General features: G+C 61.6%; 14 protein-coding genes and 1 pseudogene. 7 read left to right on the top strand and 8 right to left on the bottom strand.

Annotation, left to right across the window (positions count from 1 at the left end):
* Positions 1 to 103: 103 nt before the first annotated feature.
* The 5 genes and pseudogenes from AU252_RS15590 to AU252_RS23340 all read left to right on the top strand — a co-directional run.
* Positions 104 to 1,321, top strand: a complete 1,218-nt coding sequence (locus AU252_RS15590; RefSeq protein WP_058931512.1) for a thiamine pyrophosphate-dependent dehydrogenase E1 component subunit alpha — start codon at positions 104 to 106, stop codon at positions 1,319 to 1,321.
* Positions 1,318 to 2,430, top strand: coding sequence for an alpha-ketoacid dehydrogenase subunit beta (locus tag AU252_RS15595; protein WP_058931513.1), 1,113 nt, complete (start codon positions 1,318 to 1,320; stop codon positions 2,428 to 2,430). The genes AU252_RS15590 and AU252_RS15595 overlap by 4 nt, the downstream gene beginning before the upstream one ends.
* A gap of 2 nt (positions 2,431 to 2,432) precedes the next feature.
* The gene (locus tag AU252_RS15600; RefSeq protein WP_058931514.1) at positions 2,433 to 3,911 is read left to right on the top strand and encodes a dihydrolipoamide acetyltransferase family protein; all 1,479 of its coding nucleotides are present in this window, start codon (positions 2,433 to 2,435) and stop codon (positions 3,909 to 3,911) included.
* 57 nt (positions 3,912 to 3,968) lie between these two features.
* Entirely contained in the window at positions 3,969 to 4,655 is a 687-nt protein-coding gene (locus AU252_RS15605; RefSeq protein WP_157768998.1) for a hypothetical protein, read from the top strand.
* A gap of 357 nt (positions 4,656 to 5,012) precedes the next feature.
* Positions 5,013 to 5,419, top strand: a pseudogene (locus AU252_RS23340) (2-oxo acid dehydrogenase subunit E2); the annotation flags it as partial.
* 138 nt (positions 5,420 to 5,557) lie between these two features.
* Here the strand turns inward: AU252_RS23340 and AU252_RS25040 are convergent.
* The 7 genes from AU252_RS25040 to AU252_RS15645 form a co-directional block, all read right to left on the bottom strand.
* Positions 5,558 to 6,001 (bottom strand): DUF2752 domain-containing protein, encoded by a 444-nt coding sequence (locus tag AU252_RS25040; RefSeq protein ID WP_083510436.1) that lies wholly within the window; start codon positions 5,999 to 6,001, stop codon positions 5,558 to 5,560.
* Complete coding sequence (locus AU252_RS15620; RefSeq protein WP_157768999.1) at positions 5,964 to 6,470, bottom strand: hypothetical protein; 507 nt, start codon at positions 6,468 to 6,470, stop codon at positions 5,964 to 5,966. The genes AU252_RS25040 and AU252_RS15620 overlap by 38 nt, the downstream gene beginning before the upstream one ends.
* Before the next feature lie 259 nt (positions 6,471 to 6,729).
* Entirely contained in the window at positions 6,730 to 7,137 is a 408-nt protein-coding gene (locus AU252_RS15625; RefSeq protein WP_058931519.1) for a hypothetical protein, read from the bottom strand.
* 49 nt (positions 7,138 to 7,186) lie between these two features.
* The gene (locus AU252_RS15630) at positions 7,187 to 7,378 is read right to left on the bottom strand and encodes a hypothetical protein (protein ID WP_058931520.1); all 192 of its coding nucleotides are present in this window, start codon (positions 7,376 to 7,378) and stop codon (positions 7,187 to 7,189) included.
* A gap of 186 nt (positions 7,379 to 7,564) precedes the next feature.
* Positions 7,565 to 8,560: a hypothetical protein gene (locus tag AU252_RS15635; protein WP_058931521.1), complete on the bottom strand. Its 996-nt coding sequence runs from the start codon at positions 8,558 to 8,560 to the stop codon at positions 7,565 to 7,567.
* Positions 8,557 to 9,702: a sensor histidine kinase gene (locus AU252_RS15640; protein WP_058931522.1), complete on the bottom strand. Its 1,146-nt coding sequence runs from the start codon at positions 9,700 to 9,702 to the stop codon at positions 8,557 to 8,559. The genes AU252_RS15635 and AU252_RS15640 overlap by 4 nt, the downstream gene beginning before the upstream one ends.
* Before the next feature lie 56 nt (positions 9,703 to 9,758).
* Positions 9,759 to 10,487, bottom strand: a complete 729-nt coding sequence (locus AU252_RS15645; protein WP_058931523.1) for a LuxR C-terminal-related transcriptional regulator — start codon at positions 10,485 to 10,487, stop codon at positions 9,759 to 9,761.
* A 752-nt stretch (positions 10,488 to 11,239) separates the two neighbouring features.
* Here AU252_RS15645 and AU252_RS15650 point away from each other — a divergent pair.
* Positions 11,240 to 18,886, top strand: a complete 7,647-nt coding sequence (locus AU252_RS15650; protein WP_167349839.1) for a PKD domain-containing protein — start codon at positions 11,240 to 11,242, stop codon at positions 18,884 to 18,886.
* Positions 18,887 to 19,063: 177 nt separating this feature from the next.
* On the opposite strand, the gene AU252_RS23900 is transcribed toward AU252_RS15650, so the two are convergent.
* Positions 19,064 to 19,204: a hypothetical protein gene (locus AU252_RS23900; RefSeq protein WP_157769000.1), complete on the bottom strand. Its 141-nt coding sequence runs from the start codon at positions 19,202 to 19,204 to the stop codon at positions 19,064 to 19,066.
* Positions 19,205 to 19,370: 166 nt separating this feature from the next.
* Between AU252_RS23900 and AU252_RS15655 the strand changes: the two genes are divergently transcribed.
* Positions 19,371 to 20,186, top strand: coding sequence for an MBL fold metallo-hydrolase (locus AU252_RS15655; protein WP_058931525.1), 816 nt, complete (start codon positions 19,371 to 19,373; stop codon positions 20,184 to 20,186).
* Positions 20,187 to 20,261: the final 75 nt, after the last annotated feature.

The raw sequence follows: 20,261 nt of genomic DNA on the forward strand, positions 1-20,261 counted from the left end.
AGGTCCATCCGGCCGAACCTTCCACGATTCGGCGAAGTACTGGATACGAAAGTTCCTTCAGGACAATACTGGGAGTGACTAGTGGCTACAGAAGGACGGACCAATGACGATCTCCGCGGACCACACTGCGCCGGACCAGGCCCAAAGATTGCCGGCTGAAGATGCTGCATCGGAAGCGGTGCGCAAGTTCGGCATCACGGTGGAGGACTACATGCTGCCGGCCCGCCACCAGATCCAGATGGTGGACCAGGACGGGCAGCTCAAAGCAGAAGGCGAGCAGGGCACAGAGCCCGGCCACGAGTACCCCCTGCCCGCGGATGAGGAACTGCTCGCTGCCTACGAGCAACTCGTCGTCGGCCGCCGCGTCAACGACCAGAACTCGGCGCTGGTCCGCCAGGGCCGCATGGCTGTGTACCCGTCCAGCCACGGCCAGGAAGCCTGCCAGGTGGCAGCCGCACTCTGCCTCTCCGACGGCGACTGGCTGTTCCCCACCTACCGCGACGCCGTGGCGGTCATGGCCCGGGGGGTTGATCCCGTGGAGACCATGACCATCTTCCGGGGCGACTGGCACAGCGGCTACGATCCGGCCAGACACAAGGTGGGCATCCAGTGCACGCCGCTCACCACCCAGCTGCTCCATGGCGTGGGTGTTGCGCACGCGGCAAAGCTCCGCGGTGAGGACACAGTAGTCCTGGCCATGTGCGGGGACGGCGCCACCAGCGAAGGCGACTTCCATGAGGCCCTCAACTTCGCCGCCGTCTTCCACCTGCCCGTTGTCTTCTTCGTCCAGAACAACAAGTACGCCATCTCGGTTCCGCTGGCGCACCAGTCCGTGGCGCCGTCGCTCGCCCACAAGGCCGTGGGCTACGGCATGGCCGGCGAGCGGGTGGACGGCAACGACGTGGTGGCCCTCCTCGCCGTGCTGGACCGGGCGGTGAAGCTCGCACGGGAAGGTTCCGGGCCGCTCCTGGTGGAGGCGCACACGTACCGGATGCAGGCACACACCAACGCCGATGATGCCACCCGCTACCGGCAGGACAGCGAGGTGGCCGAGTGGTTGGCCAAGGATCCCATCAGCCGGATGAAGACGTACCTCACCGGGCGCGGACTGCTGGACGACGACGGCGCCGCGCGGATCGCTGCTCACGCTGAGGACGTTGCCACTCAACTTCGTGAGGGGCTGGGTGAGGATGTTCCGGTGGACCCCCAGGAACTCTTCCGGCACGTGTTCTCGGTGCCCACACCGCAGCTGAAGGAACAGTCAGCCATGCTGGCCGATGAACTTGCCCGCGAAGCGTCGTCTGAGGAGTCGCCGAAATGAGTCCGACCATCACCACATCGTCCGAGGCGAACGGCAACGTCAGCGCAGCAACTGCCCGGGCGGCGGCTTCCGCCGCTTCTGTGGCTGAAGCTTCCGGACCGCAGGCCGTCACCATGGCCAAGGCCCTCAACACGGCCCTGGCGGATGCCATGCACGCGGACCCGTCCGTCCTGGTCTTCGGCGAGGACGTGGGCCTGCTGGGCGGGGTTTTCCGCATCACGGACGGCCTCACCAGGACCTTTGGGGAGCAGCGCTGCTTCGATACGCCGCTGGCCGAGTCCGGCATTGTGGGCATGGCTGTGGGCATGGCCATGAACGGGATGCGGCCGGTGGTGGAGATGCAGTTCGACGCGTTCGCGTACCCGGCGTTCCAGCAGATCGTCAGCCACGTGGCCAAGATGCACAACCGAACCCGAGGCTTGGTAAAGCTGCCCATGGTGATCCGGGTTCCCTATGCCGGCGGGATCGGGGGAGTGGAGCACCACTGCGACTCCTCCGAGTCCTACTATGCCCACACCGCGGGCCTGAAGGTGTTCACGCCCGCCACCGTGGCCGACTCGTACCGGATGCTCCGCGAAGCCATCGATTCGGACGACCCCGTTATGTTTATGGAGCCCAAGAAGCTCTACTGGTCCAAGGACCTGGTGGACCTTGAGGACCTTGGGGCGCAGCACGCCGCCAACGCGGCAGCCGGGACTTCCTCGGAAGGCCGGGCCGCCGTCGCCCGTCCCGGGACCGACGCCACGCTCATCGCCTACGGACCGTCCGTGCCCACCGCTCTGGCGGCGGCCGCTGCCGCCGCTGAGGAGGGGCGCTCGCTGGAAGTCATCGACGTCCGCTCCATCGTTCCCTTCGACGACGAGACCGTGTGCGCCTCCGTCCGGAAGACCGGCCGGGCCGTGGTGATCGCTGAGGCGCACGGCTTCGCGTCCGTATCCTCCGAGATCGTGGCGCGCGTACAGGAACGCTGTTTCCATTACCTCGCCGCGCCCATCCGCCGCGTAACGGGATTCGACGTCCCGTACCCCGCACCGAAGCTCGAGCACTACTACCTGCCCGGCGTGGACCGCATCCTCGACGCCGTAGACGACCTCCAGTGGGAGAACTGACCATGAGTGAACCGAAAGTATTCCTGCTCCCTGATCTCGGCGAAGGCCTGACCGAAGCCGAACTGGTCAACTGGCTCGTGTCCGTGGGCGATGAGATCCGCGTGGACCAGCCCATCGCCGAAGTGGAGACGGCCAAGTCCATGGTGGAAGTCCCGTCCCCGTACGCCGGCACTGTCACGGTGCTCCACGGCGAGCCCGGCCAGACACTGGACGTGGGCAAGCCGCTGATCTCCGTGCTTCCGGTGGGGGCTCGGGTGGCCAGCGCGGATGATGCCGCCCCCGCCCCTTCGCCGGACGGCATTGCTGCAAGCAGCATGCCGTCCGGCTCCGACAGGCCCGATGCCACTCCCGGGGCGGCATCATCCGCGCCGGCTGCTGCTGAGGCCTACCGCGAGGAGGAGAAAGCCGGGTCCGGAAACGTGCTGATCGGGTACGGGACTCCCGGCGGCAGTGGCGCTGCCCGGCGAACCAGGGCTCCCCGAACGGTGGTTGCGCCCGTCGCATCGGTGATTGAGCCTGTCGAAATCCCGGATGTGGACATCTCGCTCCTACGTACCCGCGTCCCCGGCAAGCTCGGCGCCGTCATTTCACCGCTCGTCCGGCGCATGGCACGGGAACACGGCGTGGACCTGGGCAACATTCACGGGTCCGGGGACAGCGGCCTGATCATGCGCCGGGACGTTGAAGCCGTCATCCATCCGATGGTTGAGGCGAGCCCGGTGGTTGAGGTTTCGACAGGCTCAACCAACGGCGGCGTTGACACCCGCACAGGTCTGGGCATTTCCTCCCGGACGCCTGTCAAGGGTGTCCGGAAGGCCGTGGCCGCCAACATGTCCCGCAGCCGCTCGGAGATCCCTGAGGCCACCGTCTGGGTGGACGTGGATGCCACGGCTCTGGTGGAACTCCGGGCAGGCCTCAAGAAGTCTGATGCGCACAATACGCCGGGGCTCCTCGCGTTCATCGCGCGTTTTGTCACTGCCGGGTTAAAACGATTCCCGGACCTGAACACCCGCATCGAAACGGCAGCCGACGGCGCCCAGGAGATAGTTGGCTTCGCCGGAATCAACCTGGGCTTCGCGGCGCAGACGGACCGCGGACTGATGGTCCCCTCGGTCCGCAACGCGGACAAACTCAGTGCCCGCGAACTGGACGCGGAGATCCGCCGGCTCACCGCCGTCGTCCGCGAGGGCAAGGCGACGCCGGAGCAACTGGGCAGCGGCACTTTCACGCTGAACAACTACGGCGTTTTCGGGGTGGACGGTTCCGCAGCCATCATCAACCACCCCGAGGTGGCGATCCTGGGTGTCGGGCGCATCATTGACAAGCCGTGGGTGGTGGACGGGGAACTCGCGGTCCGCAAGGTCACCGAACTGACGCTCACGTTCGATCACCGCGTGTGCGATGGCGGCACAGCGGCCGGGTTCCTGAGGTTCGTGGCCGACGCGATTGAGAACCCGGCTTCGGTGCTCGCTGACATGTAAACGACGTAGGGCGACGAGGGAACTTAACCGGTCTTATTGGCCCCTATGCTCATCCGTATGGTGCAACTGGGGACCATCAAAATTGGGGGAAATGTGCCTTACGACAACACAGACGACATCGCCATATCCGAATGGCTCTTCTGCCATACATTCGAGGACCTTGAGGCACGTACCGCGCAGGAGGTAGACGACAGATACACGCTCTTGGGGTGCGCGCCATTGCTGCGCAAATTGCTCATGGACCGACATCCACTTTTGGAACAGGCGAACAGTCAGTTCAAGTTGCCCATGAATTTCGTCGCCCACGAGTTGAAGCAGACGAACCCTCATGGGCCAGACAGTGCCAGCAAGGACTGGGCCTACTGGATGCAGGGCGCGTTTATCGTGCCGGGACACGACAAGACGCCTCTTCGCTCGTACGACCTAAGGAAATGGCTCACGCACAGAATCGGCGTGACCCCGGCTGGACCCATTACGGTTCGTGATCTCATTAAATTCACAAGCCACGTTGAGGGCGGCGTTCACGCCGGTACTCCGTCAACCCCTGTCGAAAAATCACTAAGGCGTCCCACTCGTTGGTTCCTATCCGAGGAGATACCAGCGGAGATAATGCGACTCTCTCCAGTCGGTCAGCTTAAGGAAGTGGCGCACATAACCCTTTCCGCCGCAAAGCCCCTCTACATTCTCTTGCGGAGCGGATTTGCGGACGAATACAGGATAAGAAGCGGCCCCCGACACTCGTAACGGCGGTCGCCACTTGGGGACATAAGTGGCAGATTGTTCCCCTCGGCCGGGAAGCCGGGGTGCTTGGGCATTGGCATCGGCTTGATTCCATCACCCGCCGGGCACATTCAGCCGGTCACTGGAGGTAGCGTCAGCCTCTCCTAGTGGCCTATGTAGCTCGGCAAGGGCTGGGGCAATCTTCCTTCGAAGGGACACTGAAACGCCGCGACCAGCGACGGCAAAGCTGCGTCTTTCGGATTTGTGGCTGCCTTCCGACCGTTTTCTGCGTTGCTACTGGTCAGCCTTCCGCAGCGAAGGCTTCGATGGCGAACGTTGTCGCGCACTGCGCGGCAGCGAGCTGAGAGTCGTTCTAACTAATTCGCGGCCCAGACGGACCGGGGGCTGATGGTCCCCTCGATCCGCAACGCGGACAAACTCAGTGCCCGCGAACTGGACGTGGAGATCCGCCGGCTCACCGTCGTCGTACGTGAGGGCAAGGCGACGCCGGAGCAGCTGGGAGTGGCACTTTCACGCTGAACAACTACGGCGTTTTCGGGGTGGACGGTTCCGCAGCCATCATCAACCACCCCGAGGTGGCAATCCTTGGAGTTGGCCGGATCATTGACAAGCCGTGGGTGGTGGGCGGGGAACTTGCGGTCCGCAAGGTCACCGAACTGACGCTCACGTTCGATCACCGCGTGTGCGACGGCGGCACAGCGGCCGGGTTCCTGCGGTTCGTAGCCGACGCGATTGAGAACCCGGCGTCGGTGCTGGCTGACATCTAAGACAGGCACCTCCGGAAGGAACAGCGTAGGGGCTCAGGCTTGTTCCGCACTGGTCGCAGGAATTCGCGGCCGGATCCTCCGCTTCAGATGCTCGACCACGGAAACCCGAAAGCCGGGGCTCGTCCTGGAGCCCCGGCTTTAGCCGGGTAGGGGCCAAGGCCACATCGCGATATTTCGAACGACGCCGAATGCCAATATTGCGGCTATGAGGACGTCGGTTATGGCTTCATCAATACGGTGTGAGAGCAACGCTTGCCTGCTCAGCAGCATCAAAACGCACCACAGCCAGAGGCATCCAAAGAGTGGAAAGCCGGCGTTCATGCTGGCGATCCCGGCCCAGTCGCCAGTTATGAAGCTATGCGTTGCCCTTGTGAAACCGCAGCCTGGGCAAGCGTACCCACTGACTTGGCGGAACAGACAGGGATGCGCCAGATTCAGGTACGGGTTCATCTTGAGGATCAAGAGAACCCAGGCTACGGGTGCAACGGCTAAGAGAATTCCAAGACAGGGACGGATGCAGTTCCCGCTTCTGAGGTACCCGCTGCTACTTTGAGACCAGTGGAGAGCCCATCTCGCCTTCATACGTCCCGTTCACATCAGAGGCGGCGACAACTGATCGCACCTTGAAAAATGTGTCATTTATGTTGCTCTGCCAGCGAAGGACCTTATTCCGCGCACGGTCCAAAGTGATAAAACCTTGGGTCCCCCCGGATTTCGACGGCTTGGCTGTTATCGTCATGTTCCAGTGCGTTATGGTCCTGTTTCCGGCCGTGATAACCAATGAATCGCTGGTTACCGAGCTAAAGTAGATCGTCTCAAGCAGGGGAGCATTTTCGCGCAGGTCTTCGACTTCCAAGTTCTGAAGGATTACGCCCAACATCTCCTGCGGATCGTGGACGACGGAGAAAGAAGCAGTGGGAATTGAATTTTCATATTCCTCCTTCTTTCGTCGCGCCTCGGCCTCAGCGTTCCGCCGCTTGACCATGGGAATCACCTTGGCTGCCACGACGCCGGCAATCACCAAAAAACAAAAAACCGAAAAAATATCCACTCGGGCTTCCCCCATGCGATAGCAATTGATTTAGAAGACTTGGGTAACGGAAGGATTCCGCAAGTGGCCGGGGAGACTGGGCCGCGATATCGGCCGGGCCTCCCCGACAGCTTGCTGTACCTCACTTGGTTTTTGGACACTTGGGGAGTTGCGAGCAGCGGTGGTTTGAGAAGTTATTCTTTTTGGCCTCAAGGCACCAAGCACAGTTGCAGTTGCACATTGCTTTCCTCCTTCCTCTTTACAAACAGCTTTACTGGAGCTAGGCCGTGATTGCCTGCGCATACGCCCCATACGCTAGTGCGGCTGCACGGTATGTGTTAGTTATTGCGTGCATATTGGAGAACTCCACGTAGAAGGCAGCTCGCATGAACAGGCCCCCTTCGCCAACAAAGGAGATGCCCATGACGGCGTAGGGCGCGATTGCGGTCAGGGCTTCGAAGATGTGGTCTGTATCGATGGCGATCAGGACTTGGAAGTAGATCTCGTTGATGCCATTGTCGGCAATCATTTCAACCGGTTCCGCTCCGTTAACGGAAACAGACATCTTCCACATCGATTTTGCGCCGTCGATTCGCTCCAGCGACACTACATCTGCGTCATTTTGCAGAATGTACTCGATGTCAGCCGAGGTTAGTCCTGCTGGATACGAACTTAATTCGGTCTTCACGGACTCTTCCTTTCGTGATGAAAAGCTGTGAATGCTCGCGCTACTGGAGCTATCCCTTGTTACGGAGATGGCGGGCGATTTCAGCTTCGACTTCGCGGCTGGACGATACGCCGTATTGTTTGGCAAGCGTTGCTGCTGCCTGGCTGACGTTTGCCTGTGCGACATTAGTTGCGAGCCCTGCCGCAATAATTAGGCCTTTGACAGCTTCCACAATCTTGACTTCTGGAACTTTTCCCATCATTCCCCCTTGTTCTAGGTCTTGTTCGCGGTCGTCATAAACCTAGCGAGCCAAGACGGTATCTGGCCTGCAGCGGTCCGCTCCTGGCAGCAGTTGTCCCCGGAAGAGGGGACATCTCACCGGATTGCAGCGGCAAGCGGACCACCACCGCTGCTGGGCTGTGCGGTGTTTTGTGGCGCCCAGGCGGGCTTAGGGCTCGGGGGACCTGTCTGTGAACTCCACGAAAGTTGCCTCGTCCGGGTTCTCGGGGGCGGCATAGATAGTGACTGCCTGGTCTCCGCCTTGCGGCCTGGCGCGGGCGGTGACGGTGCCGGTACGAGCTTGGTTAAGGATGCTGACGACGCGTTCAGAGACAGCGGCCAGCGTTCGTGGCGTGAGGTTTTGACGCCGGTCATCAAGGAGTTGAACCGTGACCCCGCGTTGGCGTGCCCTTCGGGCAGCTTCAACCACTTCTGCCGTCGCCAGGACACGGCCGCGAATCTCATCACGGAACTGGGCCTCCGCGAGTTGGAACTCAATCCGGTGGATTTCCGTGATGTCATGGTTCGCATCCGCGATTTGGCCCAGGGCTGGACCGGCGACTGTTCGGACATGCTCCAGCCAATTTGTTCGGGCCACATGCAGAGCCTGTTCGGCTGCGAACCAGTCGGCGGCAGCTTCGGCGTCGGCCCGGTATTGGCCTACCTTGCGGTCATTGGTGCGCAGCAGATGCCCAATACCTGTACTGACGGTTACCCACCCGACCGTGGCGATGTTCAGCATTAGACCGCCAACGAATCCCATGGTGGTTTGCGAGGCCCATAGGGTGTTCAGAACGACGGAGAGCAGTACCCCGATCCATGACAGCAGCACTTGCCCACGGATGTTGATAGCCACGAGCACGGTGTATGTCGCGGCAAGGTGCCACGAAGCATACCCCGGCCACCTGTCCGTGGGCAGGACACTGGTGATGAGGAGGGTGAGTGCCGTGACTGCCATGAGCACAAAGACGGTGGCAGGCAGGGGCAACCGGCCCGAACAGGGCCTGAGGACGACGACGACGGCAATGAGATAGATTGCCATGGCCAACAGCACGGGCCATACCGCGGACACCATGTCCAAAGAAAGCAAACCCAGTGCTATGTGCACGGCGACGAACGCGGCACATAAGGCCGCCATGACTTTGGTGGATATGGCGCGAATCATGGTTCCACTCCTTCCCAGCCAAGCCGGACCTCGGTGCCGGCGCGGGGAGCGGTGATGATTTTCGCTGTGCCGCCAACAGCTTCCATCCGCCCGACAATTGAGACCTTTATCCCGAGGCGACGGTCTGAAACCGAGCCCGGATCAAAACCGGACCCGGTGTCTTTGATGGAAACCCTCAGTTTCGCGCGCCCGTCAGTACGGTTTCCGGTGATGCTGACGTCGCAGCGGTTAGCCCCGGAGTGCCGAGCTGCATTCTGCACAGCTTCCGTTGTCGCCTCGAGGACAGCCCTCACGACGTCGGCTGGCAGGAGCAGGTGCTTCGGAGACTCGCAAGTGACGCTCGCGATCGCACCTGCCGTACCCGACCCAACAGTAAAGCGGATCCGGGCAGCAATCTCGGCAACCGCGGCAGGGGTTGATTCTGAAGCTTCCGTCGCTTGCTGGTCGAGCCGAGTTAGGGCGCTTTGCGCCAACCTGGAGCTGGCCGAGCGTTCCTCCGAAGATCCGGCGTGGGCCGCCGTTAGAAGCGCCGTCATCACACTGTCATGTAGCAGGCCGTCAAGGCGTAGCCGCTCGTTGCTGAGAGCAGTGGCTGACGCAGCTTCCCTGTAATGCTCGATAGCTGTGTCCGCAGCTGTATCTGCGCGCTCCGCTGCCCGGCGGAGTATCCCGATCGCGACGCAGATGATGAGCCCCAGCACGGTTGCGAATGTAGCGTCCTCGAGGGCAATCAGCCACCCGCCGGATCCGCCCTGTGGCGTTGTTCTTACGGCGCTGAACACGCCGCCAATAATCAGCGTGTAGAGGCACCCTTTGCGGGCTCCGAAAGCGTACGCAGACCACGCCGCGCCGACATTGATCATGGACCACAGCCAGGGCGTCCCGAAGTTTTCCGGCACAGACTGCGGCACGGCCAAGGGCCAAAGTGCCAGACCGGCAAGGACCAGCAGTGCGAGCGTGCCAGCTATGGGCGTCAGCCCACGGCCCCGCACGGAGGCGACTGCGAAAGCCGCCACCAGGGCGAGGAACAGCCACAGGAACATGCTATTCCACCACGTGGCAGCCTGCGGCGTTTGGCTGGTCACGGAACTGGCAGCCTGAAGCAGCAGCAGAAGCGCGAAGGCTGCGATGCCGCGGGCCATCAATCGGTGGGTGTCTCTGGCCGAAATACCAGTTGGGGAGGGGGCGGGCACGAGAGTCAACGCTTCCGCAAAGGAAGCAGAGGGGGGAGGATGCCGTCTTCGACGGCGCGCCTGTAAAGGTCGATCTTTGTGGTGGCAGGGCGCCCGGCGGCCTCATATTTTTCGCGGATACGGTCGATGTTCTTCTTCACGGTGCTCTCGGCAATACCCATGCGCCGTGCCACCTGATATTGGCCCAGGCCTGCGGCATAGAGGGCGATGCATTCGCGTTCGCGGTCCGACAGGCTTGCTTCGACGAAGTCTGTGTCGATCTCAATGGCCGCAGCCAACTCCTGGCTGTCGATCGTTTCGCCGAGCGCAATGCGCCGGAGCTTGGCAAACGTCTCGGAAATTGGTTCGGACTTCAGGGACACTCCCATAGCTCCGTTCGCGATGGCGTCCTGAATCTGTCCGATGTTGTCCCCAAGTGTGAAGACAAGGATTCTGTAGCCGGCGGCCGTCAGTTTCGGAACATTGTCACCCGGCTGGGAGCCGTCAGCAAGGGATAGGTCAAGGGCGACAACATCGCAAATGTCTCGTCCTGCACTAAGAAAGGCATCAACGGTAGGGGCGCCACCAATTACCTGGACATAGGGCGTTTTGCTTTCGGCTTCACGGGTCGCCGAGGCCGCAAACCCGAGCCGGACAGCTTCGTGGTCATCGATAATCCCAGCTCGTACTGTTTCCATCCTTGCCCCCTGTGTCTTCTGGCAGCCTTCGAAGAATTTCAGTTTGGGGTTCCACATGAAATGTTCCAACTGTGACGCGGTTAGTTTCCGGCGCGTCCCGAAGCTACATGGTGTCCCCACTTCCGGGGACACCGCCGGGATTCATCCTGCTTTTGCTGGTGCCGGGTGTTCGGGCCGGCTTTAGAGTCGAGTAGAACCACTGAGCTCAGGTAGCGAGCCTGCGGTTGCTACTTCAGTAAAGGCGGGAAATCAGCGGTCATATTGGGGGCCCGCTGGATTTCCGCCGACAAGAGAACACCTGACAAAAAATCAATCACCGTATGAATCTTTCGTCACGCAATAGCGCTGGAACAAAAATAGCAAGAAGAAGTTGGTGACAATTTCTGTCACACGCGCCCAGGAAAGCTCTTTTGGGTAAATCCGACTTATATCGCCGGATGACGTAATTCTTTCTGTTTCTGATATCTTCCATTCGATAGCGCTTCTGCCGCATTTGGGGGAACAACATGAAACAAGGTCCTGCTTCGAACATGTCCTGGATGGCCCGCCTGAGGCACGCCGTCTCTGTAGGTGTCGCCTCATCACTCCTGGCGGGATACATGGTCCTGCTGCCGGCCTCAGTAATCCCAGCAGGTGCGGTGGAACCCCTTCCCTCCCCGTCGGAGTCCTCAACCGCACCCTCAAGCCCCTCGGCGCCGGAACCGGCTGCATTGGGCGATGTCTTGCCTGCCTGGACAATGGTTGCGCAGAACCAGAGCGAAACCGATCAACGAATGCGACCCGGCAATTACAGCCCCAAAGTTTTGTCAGTGCGACTGGCTGATGAAACTGGTTCTCCGGTGGCGGGAGCCACCATTAAGTTCGAAGTCACCGCGGGCGACGCCTTCTTTGACCGGACCAACACCACCACCATGGAGACGGCCACCAACGCGGAAGGCGTCGCGTCTGCCAGCAGCCGCTACAGCGAAGCGATGAGCGGCCTCGTTGCGGGCGGGAATTACGCGGGCAGCATCACGGTAGAGGCCAGCGTGACTGGCTCCTCCGCATCCTTCACTTTCGACCAGATCCATTCAACGGTTGCAGAAAGGCTGGAATACGTTGCAGGCCGCGACCAGGAGCTTCACAGCCCCTACGAAGTAATAAAGCCGCTCTCAGTTCGCGCGGTCGACGGCGACGGTCATCCGGTTCCTGACACCCAGATTGAGTTTGTCGCCAAGGACGGCACAGCAAATTTCGCCTGGTCATATCCCACCGCAACGATCACGACCAATCAGGATGGCGTGGCCTCCACAAGTGAGGGCGGAAACTACTACCAGGTGCTCCGATCCGGACTCGGCCCTGATGGGTATGCCGTGGCTGCAGAAATTGACGCGAGGCTCGCGGGCGCTGACGCCGTTCCGTTTTCCATCCCGTTGGCTCCCGTCGAGAGCATAGAAATTCTTACCGGTGACAACCAGGAAGTAGCAGGGGAAGACTTTTATCAACCGCTCCAAGCAGTTCTTCGAGATATCCACGGCCAGGCCTTGGCCTACAGGAAAACTACGTTTCTGGTAACCGGTGAAGCCAGCTTCACGAACACAGGTGAGGCCCAGAAGGCCTTTGATACCTCCAGCCAGTGGGATGGCACCGTCACCGTGCCGAGGTACACGCTCCGCGCAAATGCAGGCCACGCGGCGTCGGGCACGTCCCTTACCGTTGGCACCTCGAGCGGCGGCAAGACCACAGACTTCCACCTCAAGGTTGCCAAGCAGCCCAGGGCATGGAACCTGACGCAGGAATACGGTGGAGGGCAGACCACTGCCATCGGCGGAGCTTTTGCTTCGCCGCTCGGTGTCTACGCCCGGGACGAACAAGGCCGGGCGGCGGGGTATGCGCCCGTGACTTTCGGCATCGTCAACGGCGGCGGTGCCTACTTTGAAGGGCCGAATGCTGCCCGGGTCACGTCCCTGACGGTCGAGGCGGACCGTTACGGTCGGGCTGCCTCCCCGGTCCTCTGGAGCGGGGAGGCAGTGGGTGGGTTTAGCGTCAAAGCAACCACGCCCGATTTCGCGGGCGAACTCGTCTTCGACCTCGACGTGGTGGGGCAGCCGACGTCGATCCGGATTTATCCAGAGACCGGCACCACGGCGTACCCCGACTCGAGCCTCGGCTGGCCTTACGCCGTTGTCACCGACAGCGACGGACGGCCCGTGGGCAACCAGACGGTCACCTTCACGGTCGAGAGCGGCGCGATCGGGATTGGCCGCGGCACCGACGGCAGTGAGAAGAGCCGCACGGGCATCACCGACTCCAACGGCGTTGCCTACGCAGGGGATGCTCTTTACACGGGCGCCGGGAAGACTTCCTACGGCCCGGGTGCCCTCAGCGCGACCCTTGCAGGCGGGCAGCGGGCTGACGCGGCGTACACGGTTGTGAGCTATCCGGCCGTCAAGCAGCTGCTGGTGGTTGGCGGCGAAGGCCTCTCGGCGAAGCCGGGTGAAATGTTTGGGCCGGTAGACATCCTTGCCGACAGCCAGACCTGGCCTTACGCCGGCTACACCGACGTGACATTTGAGCTTGGCGGAAGCACGGGAAGCTATTTTGTGGACGGACAGGGCCAGCGGGTGGACGGGCCTGTGACTGTCACCGCGTCGCGCTACGGTTACGCGCAGGCCCCCACCATCGTGGCCGGCGACACACCCGGAAGTGTCAACCTGAAAGTATCCGCACCAAGCGTTCCCGACGTACAGGTCAATCTTTCAGTCAGTGGCGGAGCCAGCAGCATCACCAAGATTTCGCAGGATGGCCTTCAGGCACTTCCCGAGGACAGCTTTGGCTATCTCAGTGTCCGTGTCCAGGATGAAGCCGGTAACCCCGTCAGCAACGAGGAAGTCACCTTCACTGTCCGGGAAGGCGGCGCTTCATTCTCCGGGTACTGGTGGGGTTACTGCGGTGGTCAGATAAGCGGCAACAAAACCCTAACCGTAAGGAGCGATGCCTTCGGGCAGGCATATACGTCCGTGGCGCTTTGCGCTGAAGCTGGCCCTGAAGCCCCGGGCGACGTCATCGTCGATGTCGCCGCGGCTGGGATACAGGCCGAATCCTTCACCTTCAAAGTGAAAGCGTTCCCGGCGGCCGCTGTCCTGGAGACCTGGGCCCAAATCGCACCCCACATTAAGACCGGCGACGACCTCTATGGTTTCCCCTATGCCTACGCACGTGACAGCAGCGGCAATGCTGCAGGCTATGCCCAGGTCACCTTTGCCATCGAAGGAGAAACCGAGGCCCGGTTCAAGATCACCGACCCCGCAACGGGGGCGGTCAGCCTGGAGCAGCAGGTAGTCCTCACAGCAGACCGGTGGGGCAACCTGCCCTCACCGACGATCGCCGCAGGCGAAGTCAGGGGTACGTTCTCGGTTACAGCCAAGAGCGGCGAATCCAATGAGCTGCGCTGGGACGGCCTTCGCGTTGTTGGTCCGGTCGCTACCGTCTCGGCCATAGCCGGTGACGGTCAAAAGCTCTACCCCAACAATTACACGTCCGGGTTGCGCATAGTGGCCAAGGATTCGGACGGGTACGCCGTTCCAAACCAGGCGGTGACCTTCAGGTTGCCACCGGAGCTCGAACACCGGTTCGCTTACACCTGGTCCTCCGAAGTTTCGGCTATGACAGACGCCAACGGCGAAGCGGCACCGGGATACTCCCACTACGCCGGCGTCTATGTGGGTAACACCACCGGGCCATTCAACGTGACTGTGGAGCACAGCGGCCAGATCTATACGCCCTTCAGCCTTGAAGCCCTTGCATTCCCGGCTGCGAACGTGCTGGACAATCCCGGTGGAGGAAACCAGAACGTTCAACCAAACGCTGGCTTCCCTTCACGGCTCTCAGCCCGGGTCTCCAACGCGGATGTGGCCGTAGGCATCCCCAATGTTCCCGTCACCTGGGCCATTGAAGGGTCTACAGACGCGTACTTCGTCCTCGACAATGGCGCGCGAACCTCCTCGGCCGTCGTTACATCGGACGCGGCAGGATACGTGGTTTCACCCGCACTCTTCGCGGGAAGCCAAGGCGGAAGCTTCATGGTTACCGCAACCGCCGAGGGAATATCTCCGGCAGTCTTTGACATGGCCGTCCTCAGCTCCGCGCGAATCATGGAAAAAATCTCGGGCGATGGCCAGGTTGTGAAGGTCGGCAAGACTTTTGATCCGGTACAGGTAGTTGTTAAGGACGACGCCGGAAATCCCGTAGCCAACCAACGCGTCCGTTTCACAGCCGAGACACCCAGCCGGGCGAACTTCGCGGGAACCTTCAGGACCTACGCCATCACCGACAGCCAGGGGCGGGCGAGCTCCGGTGCGATCACCGCAGGAACCGAAACGGGCGGAGCCACCATAACGGCGGCGTCTGGAACTTTGGCACCGCAGACCTTTACGCTGACCACAGAGCCGCTGGCGACGCCAGCGGTCCTGACCGAAGCCACGGGTAACCAACAATCAGCGACCGCACGTGGTGTTTTCCCGGTCCCGCTGGGCATTCGTGCCCTGGACGCCGAGGGCAACCCGACTGAGCAGGTCAGCGTCACCTTCACCGTCACCGACTCGAGCGGGTCAAGCTTCGCCGACGGTTCTGTAACCTACACGGGGACGACGAATGCGGACGGCTGGATCTATTCGCCCTTGGTAAATGCTGGGGCGTCGGCCGGCACGTTGTCGATTATTGCCACAGCAGACGGTGTTGCTCCGTTCGCCTACGACCTCACGATTAAAGATCCCAATACGGCACCGCAGCTTGAGCTGTCCACTTCAGCCGCCGCCGTCGAGGTTGGCAAGGCGGTGACGTACACGCTCGACGCGACCGATGCTGATGGTGATGCACTTTCCTACACCATCGACTTCGGCGACGGCGCGGGCGTCCAGGGCAGTTATCCAAGCAGCCAGACGATCAGCCACGCCTACACCCAGGCCGGCTCTTACCTGGTGCACGCCACCGTACGGGACGCTGCCGGGTCAACTTCCACGACGGCAAGGATCAGCGCAGTCCTGCCGGAGCCTCTGCTAGCCGACGCCGGCGAGCCGCAACAGGCCGAGACCGGCCAGCCGTTGGTGTTTGATGCGGGCCGCTCCAAGCCACTGGCATTGATTCACGAATTCAACTGGGACTTTGGCGACGGCAGTACAGGTAGCGGATTGAGGGCCCAGCACGTGTACTCAGCAGCCGGCGAGTTCGTTGTCTCGCTGACTGTCCGTAACGGCAGCGAGGCAGCCACTTCCTCCACGACGGTCAGAGTCGAACAGGCCAGTGTCCTGCCAGGGCTCGCGGTGACGGTGAAGTCGGGCGCCAGCCTCCTGTCCGGGGCCGTCGTGACCACCAACCTTTCCGACGGCCGGCGCGTTACCGCCACCTCCGGTACGGACGGCATCGCCGTCCTTCGAGGATTGCCCGACGGCGGGCACAGTGTCTTCGTGTCCGCCGGCGGCCACCTTCCCCTTGTGGTGCAGGCGGTTGTTAGCGGCGAAACAGGCGCCGTAGAGGCGGTACTGACAACCGGGGATGTCGGTTCTGCAATTCTTGATACGCGCACGTTGACCATCGGTGAAATAACGGACCTCGGTATCGACCCCGCGGCGCCTGAGAACCAGCAGGTGTTCGAATCTGAAATCCACCTTGCCGTCAACGGCGAACAAGCTGCCGAGGTGCCACCACTTCAGGTCTATTGGAACCTCGACGACCAGGTCGGCGTCCGAAGCGATCCAACGCAGCCGGTCTACTGGGTCAACTCCAACACGACCGGTATCACAATCGGAAACTACGATTTCGCTCCGAGCACCACGACTGTTGGCGGCCAGCGCATCGTGCAGTGGCTGATTGTGCCGACACGTGGCAGCTACCTCAAGGAGTTCTTTGAGGCCCGCCTCGTTGTCCAGAACCTTTCGGACGCGGCGTTCACCTTCACCAAGGGACAGGCTGAAATTGCCCTGCCCGCAGGGATCAGCCTTGCCCCCACGTCGGCCCTGCAGACTGCCCTCGTCCCGGCAGGGGACATCCCGGGCGGCGAAAGCACCACAATCTACTGGACCCTCAGGGGTGACACCGAAGGCGAATACAACATCGGTGCTACTTACACGGGTGTGCTGGAGCCTGTAGGTACGCCGGTCCGCCTCGAGGCCAGCACGGAAAGGCCCTTGAAGGTTTGGGGCGGCTCCGCACTGGAGATGGAAGTGATCGCCGATCCGTCGGCGGAAGAACTTCACCCGTTCCGCGTCACGGTGAAGCTGCGCAACCAAACGCCGGAGGGCTCCGGGATACCGGTCTACAACCCGGCGTTCGAGGTTTCCGCGGGCACGAATTACCTTCTGGCTCCTGATGTCAGCTACAAGATGTCAGCGGCCGCGCTCCTGCCTGGTGAGGTGCTGGAGAAGGACTTTATTGTCTACTCGCGCGGCTCAGGAGACGTTGGGGTTGACGATGACGACCTTCGGAAGAGCTTCATAGTCTCAACCGGTGGAAGCGTGGAGGTTGACTACGCACCCGTAGCGACGCACTCGTCCCGAACGCCGAATTCAAACGTGGATGGCATATGGGGAGGCCTCTGGTTTGACAGGGAGCTGACCATCGGCTGGCAACGCAGCACGGGCGCCGCTCAATACTTCCTGTACTCCCGCAACAACTTGGAGTCCGGGGAGTGGAAGCTGGTGACCGAGGGGCAATTTTCGGAGCGCGCCCTTGTACGCCAGTTGGCTGCCGCCAGCAGCCAACTGGGGAAATACTATGCAGTGGTTACCCAGTTGGAAAACGGCGACGTGACACCCATGCACAGGGTCCTCGAGATGCCGGTGACTCCTCCGCCGCATACTCCCGAGACAGACCCCGACCTCCGCATTTCTGACAGCACAGCGGATTTACAATGCCAGGATGTCCTGTTTATAGGTGCAGCTGGTTCCGGCGAAACGTTGCTGGGATCGGCCCTGAAGGATGTGGCAAAAGATCTGGTGAAGCTACGCGACTCCGGCAGAACATATGAGGCGGTTCGTGTTGACTACCCTGCCGCGGCGGTCCCGCTTGTCGGCGGCGACATAACTGTCGACGCCCCAGATTACATGAGCAGCATTGAATCTGGGGTGATCGAACTCAAGCGCTTCCTGGCTAATCGCCAAGAAAAGAACTGTGTGAACGAAAAGTATGTTCTGGGCGGCTATTCTCAGGGCGGCATCGTTGTCTCACGTGCCATTTCCGAGTCTCCCGGCTTGGTTCCATCGAGCAAAGTCGCTGGGGTCTTCCTCCTCGCGAACGGCGCCAACAGCCCATTCATTGGAGGGCGCACGTGGGGTACGGCCCAATACAAGTACGGGATTGCACGGCCTGTTTGGCAGCCGGAAGTTCCCATCCACCTTGCTGATCACACATTTTCTCTGTGCGATGAGAACGACTTGGTCTGCGACACCGTCGCAACTGTTGGAGAGGCTGCCCTTGAACGTGACGGCACTGAAATCACCAAGGGACTGGGCGTGCACACGAGTTACAAGGAAAGGCGAGAAACGGAACTGCTGAAATTTGCGAGTCTGATGCGTGATCGGCTCATGAGTGTTGCAATTCCGGAGGCTGACCCGCACAGGATTGAAGCGGCAGGCAATGGCCAATTTCAGACTCAATTCACCACCAAAACGCTTGAGGGAGCCACGGCACTTTGGGAACTCGCTGGCGGGCCTTTGCCTGCTGGTGTTGAGCTTAAGGTCACTCCCGAAGGAGCCGTCAGCGGGCGTGTACCGCCGGGCTTCTGGAAGTTCCAGGTGTCAGTGATCGGCCACGCGTGGCAGGGACAGAGGTTCCTCACCCTTGAAGTCCGTGCTGGCTGGGCTGCGGCTGTAGCGCAGATCATCCCGGAGACGGTCGTTGCCCCCGAGAACCTGCTCAAGCCGTACGCGGTGAGGCTGCTGGACAGCGCCGGTAAGGCTGTCGCCCGCGCAGAAGTGGAGTTCCGGATCGAGGGGCCGGCATCCTTCACCGGAGGCTCGCAGACATACAAGGTCCTGAGTGATGCGCAGGGGTACGCCGAGTCGGTTATCCCCGTTCCTACAGCCGAGAGCGGGACCGTGACAGCCACCGCGGCGGTTCCAGGTAAACCACCTGTGGTTCTCCAGTCCCAGGTGGTGGTTCCCCAGGTCCTTCCGGACGGGATTAGTGCTGTTGTAACCCCGAAATTCCTATCTGGAAAGGTGATCCTGGAAGTCAGGGTGTCGAACTCCTCATCCGAGGTCAAATCGCTTTCACTGGACAGTCTTTTTGGGGCAAAAAACCTCGGAGACATTGCACCGGGCTCATCCAGCAGTTACGAATTTGAGACCGGTCAGAAGCAGATCCCGCAGGGATCCGTTCGCGTGACAGCGGTGGGGGCATCGTTGTCGGGATCGCAGGTCATGAACTATGGCGCCTACAACACAGGCACGGAAAAGAAGCAGGCAAAGGCGACTTCATAATCAGCGCGTACGGCGGGACAGATGACCCGCTGAGGAGGTGAGGGGTACGACGGCGGCGCGTGCCGCCGTCGTACGCCTCACCCCTGCCCGGCTTGCTTGAATGGCCGTAAGGAGGCCCATATGGCCTTCACCGCGGGGCCGGGAAGCGCGGTCGCCCGCAAGATCGCACCTGTCCTGTCAGACGGCTTCCTCCGCATGTTCAGCGCACCGCACCGTCGCGATCAGCTGGCCACCGCCGTCGGCCTTTACATAGTGGGTCACGTGGTTCGTGATCCTGCCGCAGTGATCACAGAAGCACGCGTGTTGTTTTGTCTGCATAGCGAGATGTTACGCAGTTCGATGGATTTAAGGCGAGATCCCGGCCAGGAATGTGGATCTCCACATGCGGCCCGGACCGCGTCCCGCATCCCGGAAACTCCAAGGGCCCGCGGGTAGAATCGGGGCCAAGAAGAACGCAGTCGCTTTCCGGAGGTACGGAGAAACAATGTCAGAATGGCTCGACGTCGGCGCGGACAACTACGTGCTGGTTACCGAAGGATCACTGCTGAACACCGGCCTAATTGTGGGCTCCGAGCGGGCCATGGTGGTCGATACCGGCTGCGGGCCGCGGCAGGGGCGCGAGATCCTGGACGCGGTGCGGGAGAAGACCTCTTTGCCCCTGGTGGTGGTCAACACGCACGCGCACTACGACCACTTCTTCGGCAACGCTGTCTTCGCATCCGACGGCGCCACCGAGTTCTGGGCACACGAAAACTGCGCCCAGGAGATCGACGACCACGGGGACCTGCAGCGCCGGTTCGTGGGAACGCTGGAGCCGGAGATGTCCACCGGCGAGGGTGAGAACGTGGAACTGGTGGTGCCCAATGCCATCGTCAAGGACCAGCCCGTGCTGGTGGACCTGGGCGGGATCACCGTGACCCTCTTCTACCTGGGCCGCGGCCACACCGACGGCGACCTCCTGGTGGGCACCCCCACCACCCTCTTTGTGGGCGACCTCGTGGAGCAGGGCGCGCACCCGTCCTTCGAGGACTCCTACCCGGAGGAATGGGCCGACTCCCTGCGCCACATCTCGGCCCTGCGCCACCGGTACGAGTTCCTGATCCCCGGCCACGGCCAGCCCTGCAGCGACCAGTTCGTCAAGACCATGGCCAACACCATGACCACAGCCGTGCGCCAGGCCCAGCAGTCCATCCGCGAAACCCCCACCGACGCCACGAAGGCCATCCCTGTGCTGCCCTACGGCCCGGAGCAGTCACGCTGGTTCATCAAGCGCCTGCAGGAGACACGGCCGCTGCACTGACTGGCCAACTTTGGGCAATCATGCAGGATCCATGACCTCTGCCGCAGGAAACTGACAGTTCGACGCGGGCGGGAA

This window comes from Pseudarthrobacter sulfonivorans (assembly GCF_001484605.1).
GTDB lineage: Bacteria > Actinomycetota > Actinomycetes > Actinomycetales > Micrococcaceae > Arthrobacter > Arthrobacter sulfonivorans_A.